Here is a 16,111-nt window from a genome sequence, read left to right as displayed (position 1 = left end):
CGGCCAACCCAGACATCGGACTCATTCATCTAGGGGTTATTCGGATCGTGGCCGCTGCCATAGCCTCCGGGACACAGGGCGTCCAGGGGCGGTACATCGGAGGACATCTCATGCAGGACATCATCAGCGCGGCGCTGGCAGAGGACGCGGTGGCCGCGGACTTCGCCGCCTTGGACCTTCCCGAGTCCTACCGGGGCGCGGTGATCCTCAAAGAGGAGTCCGAGATGTTCGAGGGCATGGCCACCAAGGACAAGGACCCTCAGAAGTCGCTCCACATCCGCGAGGTGCCCACGCCAGAACCGGGCCCGGGCGAGGCGGTGATCGCGGTCATGGCCAGCGCGATCAACTACAACACCGTCTGGAGCGCCATCTTCGAGCCGCTGCCGACCTTCGGCTTCCTGGAGCGCTACGCGCGCACCGACGACCCCGGAGCGGCCCGCCACGACCAGCCCTACCACGTGCTCGGCTCCGATCTGGCCGGTGTGGTGCTGCGCACCGGCCCCGGGGTGCGCCACTGGAAGCCGGGCGACCGGGTGGTGGCCCACTGCCTGTCCATCGAACTGCGCTCACCGGACGGCCACGACGACTCCATGCTCGACCCCGAGCAGCGCATCTGGGGCTTCGAGACCAACTACGGCGGGCTCGCCGAGCTCTCGCTGGTCAAGGCGAACCAGCTGATGCCGATGCCCGCCCACCTCACCTGGGAGGAGGCCGCCTCGTCCGGTCTGGTCAACTCCACCGCGTACCGCCAGCTCGTCTCCCGCAACGGCGCCCAGCTGAAGCAGGGCGATGTGACCCTCATCTGGGGTGCGGCGGGTGGCCTCGGGTCCTACGCGACCCAGCTGGCCGTGAACGGCGGGGCGATCCCGGTGTGCGTGGTCTCCGGGCGGCGCAAGGCCGAACTCGTCCGCTCCATGGGGGCCGAGCTGGTCATCGACCGGGCCGAGGAGGGCTATCGCTTCTGGAAGGACGCGACCACGCCCGACCCCAAGGAGTGGAAGCGCTTCGGGTCCCGGATCCGCGAACTCACCGGCGGCGACGACCCGGACATCGTCGTGGAGCACCCCGGCCGGGAGACCTTCGGCGCCAGTGTGTTCGTGGCACGGCGCGGTGGAACGGTCGTCACCTGCGCCTCCACGTCCGGGTACCGCCACGAATACGACAACCGCTATCTGTGGATGTCCCTCAAGCGCATCATCGGCACCCACTTCGCCAACTACCGGGAGGCGTGGGCGGCCAACCGGCTGATCGAGAAGGGGATGGTGCACCCCACGCTCTCCAGGGTCTATCCGCTCGAGGCGGTGGGCACGGCCACCCAGGACGTCCACCGCAACCGCCACTCGGGGAAGGTCGGCGTGCTGTGCCTGGCCCCGGAGGAGGGCCTTGGGGTACGCGACCTGGAGCTGCGCGAACGCCATCTCCCGGCCATCAACCGCTTCCGCCAGGACTGAACGGGGTCAAGCCGCCGTGTGGTGCGCCGGCTCCTCGCTCCGGCGCAGTGTCCGGCCCAGCGCGGCCGGGTTGAGCAGCCCCAGCGGGGCCGGCAGCCGATGCCAGGGCACCCACCGGTCGACCAGGCCGAAGGCGGCCCGTACCGGCAGGTCGAGCGCGGCGCGCACCGGCAGGTCGAGGGCGGCCCGTACCGGCAGGTCGAGCGCGGCGCGTACCGGCAGGTCGAGCGCGGCGCGCACCGGGTCGGGCAGCAGCGCGGTGGGCCACTGCCCGGCGGTGGGGAGGCACCGGCCGAGCCGGTGCGCCGCGGCGGCCTCGTACGCGGCCTTGCGGGCCCGGTTCAGACTGCCGAGCGGACGGAACTCCTCGGTGGTGTGCCAGGGGTTGAACGCCAGCTGCTCCACCCGGCGGGCCGCCGATCGGGCCCGGGCGCCGTCCAGGTCCTGGCGCGGCACGGTGAGCACCGCGACCGGGACGACCGGCGCCTCGCTCTCCCGCCACTCCGCCGAACCGTCCTCGACGGGGGTGCGGCGGCCGTCCAGATAGCGCTGTACGCACAGCTCGAAGGCGATCTCGCCGGTGGACAGCCGCATCGCGAGCTCGCGGTGGAGATAGTCGGGGTCGCCGCCGTCGGGCGGGGGAGCGGGGGTGCCGCCGGGCGCCGGACGCAGCTGGTAGCGCACCGGACCGGCCGGGCCCCACAGGATCGCGCCCCGGCTCCAGAAGGTCTCGCGGGCCAGCGAGCCCACCGTGTGGCGGGTGGCGATCCGCAGATTGCGGCGCATCCGGTCGGCGGTGGCCCAGCCGACCGCCAGCGGCAGCCGGACGAAGAGCCCGAACGCCTTCTCCACGGTGCTCCCCGCGCCCGCCGTGGCCTTGGCGAAGGCGACGAACTCATGCGCGTCGGCGGCGTGGGACACCGGGAAACTGGTGGCCAGCAGATCGTGGGTCTCCTCCGGACCGGCCTGGACCCGCACCGCCAGCCGACGCAGATCGGGCGTGGCGCCGTCCCCCTCGGAACCGCAGGCGCTGGCCAGTCGCACCACGGCCGGATACTCGGCGCCCGGCCGGGCGTATCCCACGCACAGCTCCGGCGGAAGGTCGTCACGGAACCGCAGCCGGGCGTTCTCCACGCCCAGCGCCGCCCTGCCGCGGAAGGCGCGCAGCGGCCGTGGGGCGCCCGAGCCGTCGGTGCCGTCGGAGTACCGCTGCATCCGCATCAGCTCGTGGGTCAGCTTCTGGAAGCGCAGCCGTTCCGTCTCGGGGCTGCCGCCCTCGTACGCCTCATAGCCCTCGTACACCGCGCTCGCCCCACCGCCCGCGCCCGCCTCACCGCCCCCGCGTGGCTCGCCGCCGAGTGCCGCCTCGCCGCGTACGGACTGCTGTGCGGTGTTGACCATGGGGAACGCTCCGTACGGGCACGCAGGGACGATAAGGAACAAAAGAGACGCTAGGGGAGGGCGCGCGGGGCCGCAGCCCGGAGCGGTGCGCCAGGGGTAACCGGCTCCTCCGGGGCGCCCCGGAGGGTTCCGTTCCGGTCTGCGGCACACTGGTGGCATGCCGGAGCTGCCCGAGGTGGAGACCCTCAGCGCGATCCTGGCCGAGCGCGCCGCCGGCCGGGAGATCGCCCGCGTCCTCCCCGTGGCGGTGAGCGTCCTGAAGACCTACGACCCGCCGCTGAGCGCGCTCGAAGGGCGCACCGTCACGGCCGCGTCCCGCCACGGCAAGTTCCTCGACCTGGCCACCGACGGCCCCCATCTGGTGGTCCACCTCGCCAAGGCGGGCTGGCTGCGCTGGCGGGACGGGCTCCCCGAGGCCCCGCCACGGCCTGGCAAGGGCCCGCTCGCACTCCGGCTGCTCCTGGCCGGGCCGGAGCGTTCCGGTTTCGACCTCACCGAGGCCGGGACGCGCAAGGGGCTCGCGGTGTACGTGGTCCGCGACCCGCAAGAGGTTCCCGGGATCGCCCGGCTGGGCCCGGACCCACTGGACGACGCCTTCACGCTGGAGGCGTTCGCCGGGCTGCTGCGCGGCGTACGCCACCGGATCAAGGGGGTGCTGCGCGACCAGAGCGTCATCGCCGGAATCGGCAACGCCTACTCCGACGAGATCCTCCACGCCGCCCGGATGTCGCCCTACCGGCTCGCTTCGGACCTCACCGAAGAGGAGATCGCCGGGGTGTACGAGGCGATGGGCGCCACGCTGCGCTCCGCCGTCGAGCGCTCCCGCGGCCTGGCCGCCACCGACCTCAAGGGGGAGAAGCGCGGCGGCATGCGGGTGCACGGCCGCGCCGGGCAGCCGTGCCCGGTATGCGGGGACACCGTCCGCGAGGTGTCCTTCCGCGACTCCTCGCTGCAGTACTGCCCCACCTGCCAGACCGGCGGCAAGCCACTCGCCGATCGGCGGCTGTCCCGGCTGCTCAAGTAGCGCACTTGCCGGGTTCCGCCCCAAATGCCGCCCGGCGGAGGCCAGTTGAAGGGGTGCTCTTGACCCGGGGAGCTCCGGGCCGCCATATGGTGCTGTCGCAACCACACGACACACCACCCCACGCCACGTCACGGAGCACCATGACCACAGCCCTGATCATCGGTGGCGGCATCGCCGGCACGGTGACCGCGATGGCCCTGCGGAAAGCCGGTATCGACGCGGTCGTCTACGAGACGTACCCCACGGACGCCACCGACACCGGTGCGTTCCTCGTCGTCGCCGCCAACGGCCTGGAGGCACTGCGCACCATCGACGCCCATGAACCCGTGCTGAAGAACTCCTTCCCGGCCGGCCGCGTCGACTTCATCAGCAACACCGGCAAGCGGCTCGGCAACCGCCCCATGTCCGGATCGCAGGACGGTGGCCTCGGCTCCGTGACCCTCAAACGCGCCACCCTCGCCCGGGTGCTGCGAGAGGAGGCGGTGCGCCGCGGAGTGCGCATCGAGGGCGGCAAGCGGCTGCTCGCCGCCCACACCAGCCCCGACGGCCGGATCGTCGGCTCCTTCGCCGATGGCGGCCGCGCCGTGGGCGACATGCTGATCGGCGCCGACGGCATCCACTCGCTGGTCCGCAGGACCATCGACGCGGCCGCGCCCCGGCCCCGCTACACCGGACAGCACACCGTCTGCGGCTACACCCGCGACGCCGACTCGCCCCCGGACCCCGACGCCTACACGATGATCTTCGGCAAGCAGGCGTTCTTCGGCTGCACCACCGCCCCGGACGGCGAGGTCTGGTGGTTCTGCAACGCCCCGGCCGAGGAGATGTCCAAGGCCGAGCTCGCCGCCGTCACCTCCGAGCAGTGGCGGGAGCGGCTGCTGACGCTCTTCGCCGAGGACAACACGCCCGCGGCCGAGCTGGTCCGCGCCACCGGCGACACCATCGTGGCCACCGCCGCCTACGACATCGTCTCCACCCCCACCTGGTCCGAGGAGGCCATGGTGATCGTCGGTGACGCCGCCCACGCCTGTGCGCCCAATGTCGCCCAGGGCGCCTCGATGGCCATCGAGGACGGTGTCGTACTCGCCAAATGCCTGCGCGATCTGCGCACGCCCCAGTCGGCCTTCGCCGCGTACGAGGCGCTGCGCCGGGAGCGGGTCGAGAAGGTCGCCGCGGCCGGCGCGGGCATGGCCCGCCGCACGGCGCCGGGGCCCGTGGCACGCGCCCTGCGCGATGTGACCATGCCGCGCAAGCTGGACCGGGCGGGCAACGGCTCCTCGGACTGGCTGACCGGCTACCGCATCGACTGGGACGAGCCGATCGACGCACAGACGGCCCGTCGCCGCCGCTGACGTACGGGCGCCGCTGACGTACGCGCACGCCACTGACGTACGGGCGTACCCCCCGCCCCCGCCCCCGGAACACGGCCCGGGGGCGGGGGCCGGCCCGGGCCCCACGTTTGGTCCGGGCTCTCACGGGCACTTGGAGCTCCCTGGCCCCGTATGCCCGGGAGATTCGTGTGAGCCCAGTACGCATAGTGATCGCCGGTGCCGGATTCGCCGGTTACCAGGCCGCCCGTACGCTCTCCCGCACCCTGCGCGGCGCGGCGGACATCGTCCTGATCAACCCCAACGACTACTTCCTGTATCTGCCCCTGCTGCCCGAAGTGGCGGCCGGGGTCCTGGAGCCCCGGCGGGTCTCGGTCTCCCTCACCGGCACCCTGCCGCACGTCCGGCTGGTGCTGGGCGAGGTCCACGGCGTCGACCTGGACGCCCGCAAGATCACCTGGCAGGACCCGGACGGACGGTCCGGCGAGATGGACTACGACCGGCTCGTCCTCTCCATGGGCAGCGTCAACAAGCTGCTGCCGATCCCCGGTGTGGCCGAGCACGCCCACGGCTTCCGCGGCATGCCCGAGGCTCTGTACCTGCGCGACCACGTCACCCGGCAGATAGAGATGTCCGGCACCGCGGCCGACCCCGGGGAGCGGCGGGCCCGCCGCACCTTCGTCGTGGTAGGCGCCGGTTACACCGGCACCGAGGTGGCCGCCCACGGGGTGCTCTTCACCGACTCGCTCGCGCGGAAGAACACCTCGCTGCGCGAGGCGCCGCGGCCCCGCTGGCTGCTGCTCGACATCGCCCCCCGGGTCCTTCCCGAACTGGACGAGAAGCTGTCCCGCACGGCCGACAGGGTGCTGCGCAAACGGGGTGTGGAGGTCCGCACCGGCACCTCGGTCAAGGAGGCCACCTCGGATGGGGTGCTGCTGGACGACGGCGAGTTCATCGACACCCGGTCGCTCATCTGGTGCGTCGGGGTGCGGCCCGATCCGCTGGTGGAGCAGCTGGGGCTGCCGACCGAACGCGGCCGGCTGAGGGTCGACCAGTATCTGGCCGTACCCGGCTATCCGGACGTGCTGGCCTGTGGGGACGCCGCCGCGGTGCCCGATCTGACCCGCCCCGGCCAGTTCACCCCGATGACCGCGCAACACGCCCACCGGCAGGGCAAGGTCGCGGGCCACAATGTGCTGGCCTCCCTCGGGCGCGGCACCGCCAAGCCGTACAAACACCACGACCTCGGGTTCACCGTCGACCTCGGCGGGGTGCAGGCCGCCGCGGACCCGCTGCACATCCCGCTGTCCGGGCCGCTCGCCAACGCGGTCACCCGCGGCTACCACCTGATGGCGATGCCGGGGAACCGGGTCCGGGTCGCCGCCGACTGGCTGCTCGACGCGGTGCTGCCACGCCAGGGGGTACAGCTCGGGGTGGTCCCGCCCTGGGCGGTGCCGCTGGACACCGAGTCGCCCGAGGTCGCGCAGACCGCCCGGGTGCGGCCGGGCGGCGGCTGACCACCGGCGGAACGCTGCGGCTGACCACCGGTGAAACCTGGAAGGAGAACAATGCGACACGAACAGCTCAGCGAGCTCGGGCAGCAGCTCCGTGTGGACTCGGTGCGTGCCGCCGCGGCCGCCGGGTCCGGCCATCCCACGTCGTCGATGTCGGCGGCGGACCTGCTGGCCGTCCTGATGGGAAACCATCTGCGCTATGACTTCGAGCAGCCCGACTACCCGGGCAATGACCACCTGATCTTCTCCAAGGGCCATGCCTCCCCGCTGCTCTACTCGGTGTACAAGGCGGCTGGGGCCCTCCGCGACGAGGAGTTCATCACCTTCCGCAAGCGCGGCAGCAGGCTGGAGGGCCACCCCACCCCCCGGCTGCCGTGGGTGGACGTGGCCACCGGATCGCTCGGGCAGGGCCTGCCGTACGGCGTGGGCACCGCGATGAGCGGCAAGCGGCTGGACCATGTGCCCTACCGGGTCTGGGTGCTGTGCGGCGACAGCGAGATGGCCGAGGGCTCGATGTGGGAGGCGTTCGAGCACGCGGGCTACGAGCGGCTGGACAACCTCACCGCCATCATCGATGTGAACCGGCTCGGCCAGCGCGGGCCCACCCGCCACGAATGGGACCTGGACGCCTACGCCCGGCGCATCCGTGCCTTCGACTGGCACACCATCGAGATCGACGGCCATGACATCGAGGCCATCGACCGCGCCTACGCCGAGGCGCTGTCCACCGTGGGCCGCCCCACCGCCATCATCGCCCGCACCATGAAGGGCCGCGGCGTGGCCTCGGTGGAGAACCGCGAGGGCATGCACGGCAAGCCGCTGAAGAACGCGGAAGAGGCGATCGCCGAGCTCGGCGGCGTACGCAACCTGGCCGTGCCGGTGCTCGGCCCGCCCTCGGTGACCCCCACCCGGCCCGCCTCCGAGGGCCCGCTGGCCCTGCCGCGCTACAACACCGGCGACTCGGTCCCCAGCCGTGACGCGTTCGGCGAGGCGGTGGCCGCCGTCGGCACCGCCCGTGGCGATGTGGTGGCGCTCGACGGCGAGGTGGGCGACTCCACCCGCCTGGAGTACTTCCACAAGGAGCACCCCGAGCGGTACTTCGAGTTCTTCATCGCCGAGCAGCAGCTGGTGGCCGCGGCCGTCGGCATGCAGACCCGCGGCTGGAACCCGTACGTCTCCACCTTCGCGGCCTTCTTCAGCCGGGCCTACGACTTCATCCGGATGGCCGCCATCAGCGACGCCGACCTCAACCTCGTCGGCTCCCACGCCGGGGTGGCCATCGGTGAGGACGGCCCTTCGCAGATGGGCCTGGAGGACCTGGCCGCCATGCGGGCGGTGCACGGCAGTACGGTGCTCTACCCGTGCGACGCCAACCAGACCGCCCAGCTGACCGCGGCCATGGCCGAACAGTCCGGCATCCGCTATCTGCGCACCACCCGCAGCGGAACGCCGGTCATCTACCCGGCCACCGAGAGCTTCCCCATCGGCGGCTCCAAGGTGGTGCGCTCCAGCGATCAGGACCAGGTCACCCTGGTCGGCGCCGGGATCACCCTGCACGAGGCCGTCGAGGCCGCCGACCGGCTCGCCCAGGAGGGCATCCCGGCCCGCGTCATCGACCTGTACTCGCTCAAGCCGGTGGACGCCGAGACGCTGCGGGCCGCCGCAGAGGCGACGGGCCGACTGGTCACCGTCGAGGACCACCACCCCGAGGGCGGACTGGGCGACGCGGTGCTCGAGGCGTTCGGCGACGGCCGTCCGGCGCCCCGGACGATCCGGCTCGCGGTGCGCATGATGCCCGCCTCCGCGACCCCCGCCGAGCAGCTGAGCGACGCGGGAATCGACGCGGACGCGATCGTCAGGGCGGCGCGACAGCTGGTCGGCAAGGGCTGAGCCCAGGACTGAGGTTCGCAACCGGGGGCTGAGGACGGACGACACGACGCTGCCGGAAGGAGCGGACACATGGGTGTCAAGCACGGAATGCGCGTGGTGGTGGTCGGGGCCACCGGCAACGCCGGTACGAGCGTCGTCCGCGCGCTCGGCGAGGCCACGGACGTCGAGTCGATCGTGGGCGTCGCCCGCAGGGTGCCCAGCTGGTCACCGCCGAAGACCACCTGGGTGCGGGCGGACATCGGGCGGGACGCCGGTGCGGAGGCCGACCTGGCACGGCACTTCGAGGGCGCCGACGCGGTCATCCACCTCGCCTGGCTGATCCAGCCCAGCCACCGGCCCGCCGTCACCTGGGACACCAATGTCCTCGGCAGCAAGCGGGTCTTCGAGGCGGTGGCACGGGCCGAGGTGCCGGTGCTGCTGTACGCCTCCTCGGTGGGCGCCTACTCGCCCGGCCCCGAGGACGGCCACCCGGTGGACGAATCCTGGCCCACCGATGGCTGGCCGGAGGCCGCGTACTGCCGCGAGAAGGCGTATGTGGAGCGGATGCTGGACTCCTTCGAACGGGAGCATCCGCAGGTCCGGGTGGTGCGGATGCGGCCGGGCTTCCTCTTCAAGGAGGAAGCGGCGGCCGAGCAACGACGGCTGTTCATGGGCCCGTTCCTGCCCCGGCGGCTGGTCCGCGCCACCTTCCTGCCCGCCGTCTTCGACCTGCCCGGGCTGCGGCTCCAGGTGCTGCACACCGATGACGCCGCCGAGGCGTACCGGCTGGCGCTCGGCCGTCAGGTGCGCGGCGCCTTCAACCTCGCGGCCGAACCGCCGGTGGACGGCGGGACGCTGGCCGGACTGCTGGACGCGCGGACGGTGCGGGTCCCGCGCTTCGCCGCCCGCTCGGCCATGGCCACGGCCTGGCATCTGCATCTGCTGCCGCCCTCGCCCCAGCTGTTCGACGCCGCCCTGCGGCTCCCGCTGATGGACACCACCCGCGCCCAGCAGGAGCTGGGATGGCGGCCCAGGCACACCGCCGTCGAGACGCTTCAGGAGTTCCTCACCGGGCTGCGGCGCGGCACCGGCATGGACCAGACCGCCCCACTGGCCCCCAAGCTGCCCGGCGGACGGGCGCGCGAGGCCGCGGCGACAGGCGTGGGGGAGCGGCCCTGACGACGACCGGTACGGGGGAGCGACCCCGGCAGGACTCCCCCTGAACGACCCCCAGCCGTGTGATACGCGGCACATGAGACGGGCTCAGCGGCAGCGTGCCGCCGGGCCCGTACCGCTGTGCCCTCCCCGGCCCCTCGTGACCGGTGACACGACTCCCGTACGCTGCTGCCCGGTTGGCCGGGACATCGACGAGGGTGGGGACATATGGGCAGGGTGGGGAGTGCGGCGCGCGGTCATGCCCGGCGCACGGGAACGGTGGCGGTCGCCGCGGCGGCCGCCGCACTGTGTCTGACGGCACCGGCGGAGGCCCGGCCCGCCCCCACCGCGGACGATCCGTCCTACTCCGCCACCACCTCGGTGGGGGTGCACAACGCCTACGAACAGGCCAAGTACCCCTACTTCGCCGACGCGCTGGACTCCGGGGCCTCGCTCCTGGAACTCGATGTGTGGACCAACGCCTTCGGCTCCGGCTGGCGGGTCTCTCACTCCAACCCGCTCGGCAACGACAACAACTGCGAGAACGCCGCGGGCCAGGACGAGCTGCGCACCAAGCCCCGCGACCAGAGCCTGGCGGGCTGCCTCGCCGACATGCGGGCCTGGCACCAGGCCCATCCGGGGCACCGTCCCATCCTCGTCAAGGTCGAGATGAAGGACGGCTTCAACGGCGAGAAGGGCCGCGGCCCGGCCGACCTCGACGCCCTCCTCGGCGCCACCCTCGGCGACGCGGTGCTGCGCCCGGCGGATGTGGTGGGCGGCCACGCCACCCTCGACGAGGCGGTCCAGGCGGGCGGCTGGCCGTCCCGCTCGGCGCTCGCGGGCAAGTTCGTCGTCGAGCTGATACCGGGCACGGTCGAGGAGAACAACCCCCTCGACACGCTGTGGACCGACCGCGAGTACGCCACCCACCTGCGGGAGCTGTCCGCCGCCGGGCAGCTCGGCCAGGCCGCCGCCTTCCCCGCCGTCCACGGCGCCGCCACCGGCGACCCGCGCACCCGCTACACCGACGCCGCCCTCCGGCCCTGGTTCGTGCTCTTCGACGGTGACGCGTCCACGTATGTCACCAGCGGCATCGACACCGCCTGGTACGACGACCGCCACTACCTCCTGATCATGACCGACGCCCACAACGTGGCACCCCCGATCGACGGCACCAACCCCACCGAGACCCAGGCCCGCGACCGCCTGTCCCAACTCGCCACCCGCCACGCCAGCTTCGCCACCGCCGACTGGTACCCCCTGCCGTCCGTACTGTCCACCGTCGTACCCCGTGGCTGAGCACACGCCCGCCGGAGCCGCGCCCGGGCCCGCCATGACTGAAACCGCGGCTTTCCGGGCTGGGGACGCCGAGCAGTGGCGTCGGCCTGCGGTCCTGGGTCACCCCGTCCGGTTGAGCTGGGAACGGGCGATGCGGAATCCCACGTCGTCGACCTGGAAAGTCGGGTGGCTGCGGCGCCGCGCGGAGGCCCGGCAGCTCCAGTGCTCATCGAACCAGCCCCCGCCGCGCAGCACCCGGTAGGCGCCGTAGACCTCGGCGTCGTAGATGTCCCAGCCCCAGTCCCAGACATTGCCGAGCATGTCGTAAAGGCCCCACGGGTTGGGCCGTTTGCGACCCACGTCGTGGATCCGCTCATGGGAGTTGCCGCGGTACCAAGCGATCTCGTCCAGAGGTCCGTAGTGCGGTCCGGTCGTGCCGGCGCGGCAGGCGTGCTCCCACTCGGCCTCGGTAGGCAGCCGGTACCCGTCGGCGGACGTGTCCCACTCGATGTCTTCGCCCTCGGCATGGAGGTGGTAGGCGGGTGCGAACCCGTCGCGTTGGGACAGGGCGTTGCAGAATCGGATCGCGTCCCACCAGGAAACGCTCTCGACGGGCAGTGACTCCCCCTGGGCGGTGCTCGGCCACACGCCGGTGACCTGTGCGTACAGCGCCTGGGTGACGGGGGAAGCCGCGAGTTCGTAGGGCGCGAGCTCGACCGACCAGCTCTGCTGTGTCCGCCGGTCCGACAGCGTCACCTGCCCCGGCGGGATGGCGATCATCTTTCCTGCGCTCGCGTCCATGGACAGGTGATCATATCGGTGCCCGTGCTGGACGACCGCGTGGCCTTCCTCGGGGCGAGCGCCGGGAGGGGCTTCTTCGCGTTAGCCGGCGGTCCCGGATGACGCGGTAAAGTCGCGGGGGCGGGGCGCGCGGTGCACGGTGGAGGGGGGATTCCTGTTGAGGGGAGAGGCGCATGTCCGGCCACATATACCGGGTGACGGAACTCGTCGGCTCGTCCACCGAGAGCATCGACGACGCGATCAGGAGTGGCGTCGACCGGGCTTCCGAGACACTTCGGGAACTGGACTGGTTCGAGGTCACGGAGATCCGCGGGCACCTCGAAGGCGGGCGCGTCGCGCACTACCAGGTGGGGCTGAAGCTTGGATTCCGGCTGGAGGACACGACGTCCTGACGGGCTCGGACGCACCGGGCGCGGTGCCTCACCGCGCCGGGCTCCGCGAGCCGGACGGGCGGTCGTGCTTACGGCACCACGGTGACCGGCCAGCGCCCGGCCTTGACCAGCCGTACGGCCACCGAACCGATGAAGCGGTGCCCGGCCTGCTCGGACGCGCCCACCACCACGGCGTCGGCCTTCAGCTCATCTGCCGCCTGGGCCAGGCCGTTGTACGGATCACCCCGGAAGGTGTGGAACTCCCAGCGCACCTCGAAGACCCCGCGCAGCCGCTCGGTGGCCTCCCGCATCTCCCGCATCAGCTCCTCGGCCACCTCGCCTGTGGCGTCGGTCACCGAGGCCCCGAGCGCCGCCCCCGCGGCCAGCACCGGCTGGATGTAGACCACGATCAGCAGCGCCTTCTGGCGTCTGGCCAGCCCGGCGGCGTAGGCCGTGGCGCGCCAGGAGGATTCGGAACCGTCCAGTCCGGCCACGATGACCTTCGGTCCGTCGGTTCCCCGTTCAAAAGACGGAGGGAGTTTGTCCACCACATCTGCGAGGCTAGCGGCAGGGACGGTCCGGTGATCACCCGGCCCGTTTCAGCGGTGCCCGCGCACCGCGACCGCGTCATGAGCGCCACCGTACGACAGGAGAGACAATGAGCGGCACCCACGGGGGCGAACTCCTCGCCATCAGCGACCTTCATGTGGCCTATGCGGAGAACCGGGCGATCGTGGAGCGGTTGCGGCCCGGCTCCGACGACGACTGGCTGATCGTCGCGGGCGACGTCGGCGAGGTCTTCTCAGAGATCGAGGAGGTCCTCGGTCTGCTGAGCGAGCGCTTCGCCAAGGTCATCTGGTCACCCGGGAACCACGAGCTGTGGACCCATCCCAAGGACCCCCTGGAGGCCAGGGGGGTGGCGCGCTACGACGCGCTGGTGGAGATGTGCCGGGCGAAGGGCGTCGTCACGCCCGAGGACCCCTACCCGCTCTGGGAGGGCGTCGGCGGGCCGCTGGTCATCGCCCCGCTGTTCCTGCTCTACGACTACACCTTCCGTCTCGACGGCCTGACCACCAAGGACGCCGCGCTGGCCCACGCCCACGAGGCCGGGGTGGTCTGCACCGACGAGCACTTCCTGCACCCCGACCCCTACCCCACCCGCGACGCGTGGTGCCGGGCCCGGGTCGCCGAGACCGAGGCGCGGCTGGCGGCCGTCGACCCGGAGCTGCGGACCGTGCTCATCAACCACTGGCCGATGACCCGGCTGCCCACCCGGGTGCTGCGCTACCCCGACTTCGCGCTGTGGTGCGGCACCGAGCTCACCGCCGACTGGCATGTGCGGTTCCGGGCCGAGACGGTCGTCTACGGCCATCTGCACATCCCCCGGACCACGGTGGAGGACGGGGTGAAGTTCCAGGAGGTCTCGGTCGGCTACCCCCGGGAGTGGAAGGCCCACGGCCGACTGCCGGAGGACCCGCTGCGCCGGATCCTCCCGGTGCCCGTGGCCTAGGGCGGTGTGGTGTCCGGTGGTGGGGTCGGGGGTGGCCCCGGGCCTTGTGGGGACGGGGCCATCTGATGCGCACGCTCCCTTGACGGGCCCGGAGGGCGGCGCCGTACGGTCTCGGCTGTGAACCCTGTCGAGGCGTTCCTCCCCGAGACCTACACCGCCGGTGTCCCGTACGCCCTGTTCGGCGCGTTGCGGGCCACCCGCCCCGTCTGCCGGATCGACGAGCCCGCGGTCGGGGCCTGGCCGGCCGGTCCCGGCTTCTGGGCGGTGTTCCGGCACGCCGACGTCAAGCACGTTCTGCGCACCCCCGAGGTCTTCTCCTCCCACCTCGGGGCCACCCAGATCCGCGACCCCGACACACCCGCCGACCTGGAGTTCGTGCGGGCGATGATGCTCAACCAGGACCCGCCCGGCCACTCCCGCAGCCGCCGCATCGTCGCGGCGGCGTTCACCCCGCGCGCCGTACGGGAGCTGGAGGCGGTCATCGAGGAGCGCGCGGCGGCACTCGTGGACTCCGTGGCGGGGCGCGGCGAGGCCGACTTCGTGGAGCTCGCCGCCGATCTCCCGGTCTGGACCCTCGCCCAGGTGATGGGCGTCCCCGACGGAGACCGGCGGCTGCTGTTCGACTGGGCCAGCAGGGTCATCGGCTACCAGGACGCCGACTACGCCGGGCTGTCCACCGCGGCCCGCGAGGAGCTGAGCCCCATCGGGCGCGCCGCCCTCGCCCACCGGCCGTCCTCGGCGCCGCGCCGCCCCGACGGCCGGCCGATGAACCCGCGCTCCCGCGAGGCGCTGGCCGATATGTTCGCCTACGCCCACGCACTCGCCGAACGGCCCCGGCCGGGCAGTGTGATGGCGCGGATGCGGGAGGGCGGGCTGAGCCGGGACGAGTTCGAGAACATGTTCTTCCTCTTCGCCGTGGCGGGCAACGAGACGCTGCGCAACGGCATCCCCGGCGGGCTGCTCACCCTGCTCGACCACCCCGAGAGCCTGCGGCTGCTGCTCGACCGGCCCGAGCTGACCGGCTCCGCGGTGGAGGAGATGCTGCGCTACTGGCCGCCCGTCATCGACTTCAGGCGCACCGCCACCCGCGATGTGGAGCTGGCCGGACAGCTCATCCGGCGCGGTGAGAAGGTCGTCGTCTTCCACGCCTCGGCCAACCGCGACGAGACGGTCTTCACCGACCCCGACCGGTTCGACATCACCCGCGCCCCCAATGACCATCTGAGCTTCGGTTTCGGACCGCATGTCTGCCTGGGCGCGCATCTGGCCCGGGTCCAGATGCGGGCCATGCTGCGCGCCGCCCTGGACCGGCTGCCGGGGCTGCGCCGGGCCGGTGAGCCGGTCCGGCTCACCTCCAACTTCCAGAACGGGCTCAAGACCCTCCCCGTGCGCTGGGGAACAGATCGGTAAAGGCCGTGGCCGAGTCGCCGACCGACCGTCCGAAGGGCTCGTCGAAGTCCCACACCAGGAAGAGCAGGAAGACCATGAGCGCGGTGAACATCACCGCGAGCGTCAGCTCCCGGGGCGAGCGGCGGATCTGCAGGGTGAAGACCAGCCCGATCACCAGCGCCGCGCCGAGCACCAGGCCGAACCAGACCAGCGGGGGCATCGTGGGCCCCGCGCTCTGCTGCCGGGCGCCGCGCGCGTCATCCACGGCGGCCACCTGATCCACCATCGGCTGATACGCCTGCGACTGGAGGTCGTTGTGCGGGGCGGCGAGGGTGACATCGCGGCGGAGCGTGGTCAGCAACTCGGCGCCGCGGTCGGTGAGCTCACCCTTGTCGATCATCACCTTCCACTCGGTGTGCACCACGTGGTCCACATACGCGTGCACGTCGTCGCGGATGCGATCGCGCACCGGGGCGGGGTAGACGCCCGCCCGCTCGGCCACCTCGTGCAGCGCCTGCGCCTCCGTACGGACCCCGTCCTGCGCGGCCGAGCGCGCCTCCCAGACACCGGCGATGGCCAGGCCCAGCACGATCGCGTAGACCACGCCGATCATCATGATCATGTAGTCGAGGACATCGGGGGTCTCGTCCGGATCGTCATCCTCCCCGAGTCTGCGGGAGTTGAGCACCGCCCCGGTCACCACGACCGCGCAGGTCCCGGCCATCACCAGGGTCATCATCAGCCATTCGGGCATGGGTGAACCTTTCAAGCGGTTCGGCGGTGGGCCGTCAGCCGCGCCGCGCGCCGCGCGCGCCGGAGCGCGAACGCGGACGGAGAGCGGCGGCCGCGAGGACCGCGGGCGCGGTGAGCAGCAGGGTGAAGGTGACCAACGAGGTCCCGCTGTCGGGCTTCTTGTGCGCGGGTTTCTCATACGCGTGCATCTCGACGGCACGGGCCCTGGTCGGTGCGGGAGTCGGCGCGGGGGGTGATGCCGGAGGCCGGGTGCGCGGGGGCGGGGGC

The 16,111-nt window shown here is 72.3% G+C and carries 14 protein-coding genes and 1 pseudogene; 10 read left to right on the top strand and 5 right to left on the bottom strand.

All coding sequences use genetic code 11. The annotated features are described in order from the left end of the window. Nucleotides 1–110 precede the first annotated feature (110 nt). On the top strand, nt 111–1,451 hold the full coding sequence (gene ccrA, locus VT50_RS27165) for a crotonyl-CoA carboxylase/reductase (RefSeq protein WP_046091063.1): 1,341 nt from the start codon (nt 111–113) through the stop codon (nt 1,449–1,451). A 6-nt stretch (nt 1,452–1,457) separates the two neighbouring features. Here ccrA and VT50_RS27160 read toward each other — a convergent pair whose 3' ends face one another. Continuing rightward, entirely contained in the window at nt 1,458–2,852 is a 1,395-nt protein-coding gene (locus VT50_RS27160; RefSeq protein WP_206269489.1) for a catalase family protein, read from the bottom strand. Between the two features lie 157 nt (nt 2,853–3,009). Between VT50_RS27160 and VT50_RS27155 the strand changes: the two genes are divergently transcribed. From VT50_RS27155 to VT50_RS27130, 6 genes are all read left to right on the top strand, one after another. Further along, nucleotides 3,010–3,876, top strand: coding sequence for an Fpg/Nei family DNA glycosylase (locus VT50_RS27155; protein ID WP_046090748.1), 867 nt, complete (start codon nt 3,010–3,012; stop codon nt 3,874–3,876). A 140-nt stretch (nt 3,877–4,016) separates the two neighbouring features. Then, nucleotides 4,017–5,228 (top strand): FAD-dependent monooxygenase, encoded by a 1,212-nt coding sequence (locus VT50_RS27150; RefSeq protein ID WP_046090747.1) that lies wholly within the window; start codon nt 4,017–4,019, stop codon nt 5,226–5,228. A gap of 167 nt (nt 5,229–5,395) precedes the next feature. Beyond that, nucleotides 5,396–6,721, top strand: coding sequence for an NAD(P)/FAD-dependent oxidoreductase (locus tag VT50_RS27145; protein WP_046090746.1), 1,326 nt, complete (start codon nt 5,396–5,398; stop codon nt 6,719–6,721). 51 nt (nt 6,722–6,772) lie between these two features. Further along, entirely contained in the window at nt 6,773–8,608 is a 1,836-nt protein-coding gene (locus VT50_RS27140; protein ID WP_046090745.1) for a transketolase, read from the top strand. A gap of 69 nt (nt 8,609–8,677) precedes the next feature. Continuing rightward, nucleotides 8,678–9,766 (top strand): NAD-dependent epimerase/dehydratase family protein, encoded by a 1,089-nt coding sequence (locus VT50_RS27135; RefSeq protein WP_046090744.1) that lies wholly within the window; start codon nt 8,678–8,680, stop codon nt 9,764–9,766. Nucleotides 9,767–9,970: 204 nt separating this feature from the next. Beyond that, complete coding sequence (locus VT50_RS27130; protein ID WP_046090743.1) at nt 9,971–11,041, top strand: phosphatidylinositol-specific phospholipase C domain-containing protein; 1,071 nt, start codon at nt 9,971–9,973, stop codon at nt 11,039–11,041. A 99-nt stretch (nt 11,042–11,140) separates the two neighbouring features. Here VT50_RS27130 and VT50_RS27125 read toward each other — a convergent pair whose 3' ends face one another. Further along, the gene (locus VT50_RS27125) at nt 11,141–11,821 is read right to left on the bottom strand and encodes a formylglycine-generating enzyme family protein (RefSeq protein WP_046090742.1); all 681 of its coding nucleotides are present in this window, start codon (nt 11,819–11,821) and stop codon (nt 11,141–11,143) included. Nucleotides 11,822–11,994: 173 nt separating this feature from the next. Here VT50_RS27125 and VT50_RS27120 point away from each other — a divergent pair, with 173 nt between their 5' ends. Beyond that, nucleotides 11,995–12,213, top strand: a complete 219-nt coding sequence (locus VT50_RS27120; protein WP_046090741.1) for a dodecin — start codon at nt 11,995–11,997, stop codon at nt 12,211–12,213. Nucleotides 12,214–12,281: 68 nt separating this feature from the next. On the opposite strand, the gene VT50_RS27115 is transcribed toward VT50_RS27120, so the two are convergent. Next, on the bottom strand, nt 12,282–12,743 hold the full coding sequence (locus tag VT50_RS27115) for a universal stress protein (RefSeq protein WP_046090740.1): 462 nt from the start codon (nt 12,741–12,743) through the stop codon (nt 12,282–12,284). Nucleotides 12,744–12,850: 107 nt separating this feature from the next. On the opposite strand from VT50_RS27115, the gene VT50_RS27110 reads away from it, so the two are divergent. Together VT50_RS27110 and VT50_RS27105 are read left to right on the top strand one after the other, a co-directional pair. Further along, nucleotides 12,851–13,702, top strand: coding sequence for a metallophosphoesterase family protein (locus tag VT50_RS27110; RefSeq protein WP_046090739.1), 852 nt, complete (start codon nt 12,851–12,853; stop codon nt 13,700–13,702). Between the two features lie 117 nt (nt 13,703–13,819). Continuing rightward, nucleotides 13,820–15,112: a cytochrome P450 gene (locus VT50_RS27105; protein WP_046090738.1), complete on the top strand. Its 1,293-nt coding sequence runs from the start codon at nt 13,820–13,822 to the stop codon at nt 15,110–15,112. Here the strand turns inward: VT50_RS27105 and VT50_RS27100 are convergent. Together VT50_RS27100 and VT50_RS39745 are read right to left on the bottom strand one after the other, a co-directional pair. Further along, nucleotides 15,075–15,845: a bestrophin-like domain gene (locus tag VT50_RS27100; protein WP_079343894.1), complete on the bottom strand. Its 771-nt coding sequence runs from the start codon at nt 15,843–15,845 to the stop codon at nt 15,075–15,077. The two genes, VT50_RS27105 and VT50_RS27100, sit on opposite strands and share 38 nt — an antisense overlap. Before the next feature lie 34 nt (nt 15,846–15,879). Beyond that, a pseudogene (locus tag VT50_RS39745) lies at nt 15,880–16,111 on the bottom strand (hypothetical protein); the annotation flags it as partial.

Source organism: Streptomyces antioxidans (genome assembly GCF_000968685.2).
Taxonomy (GTDB): Bacteria; Actinomycetota; Actinomycetes; order Streptomycetales; family Streptomycetaceae; genus Streptomyces; species Streptomyces antioxidans.
Note: the sequence above shows the minus strand (reverse complement) of the source record. Positions and strands in the feature narration are given on the sequence as shown.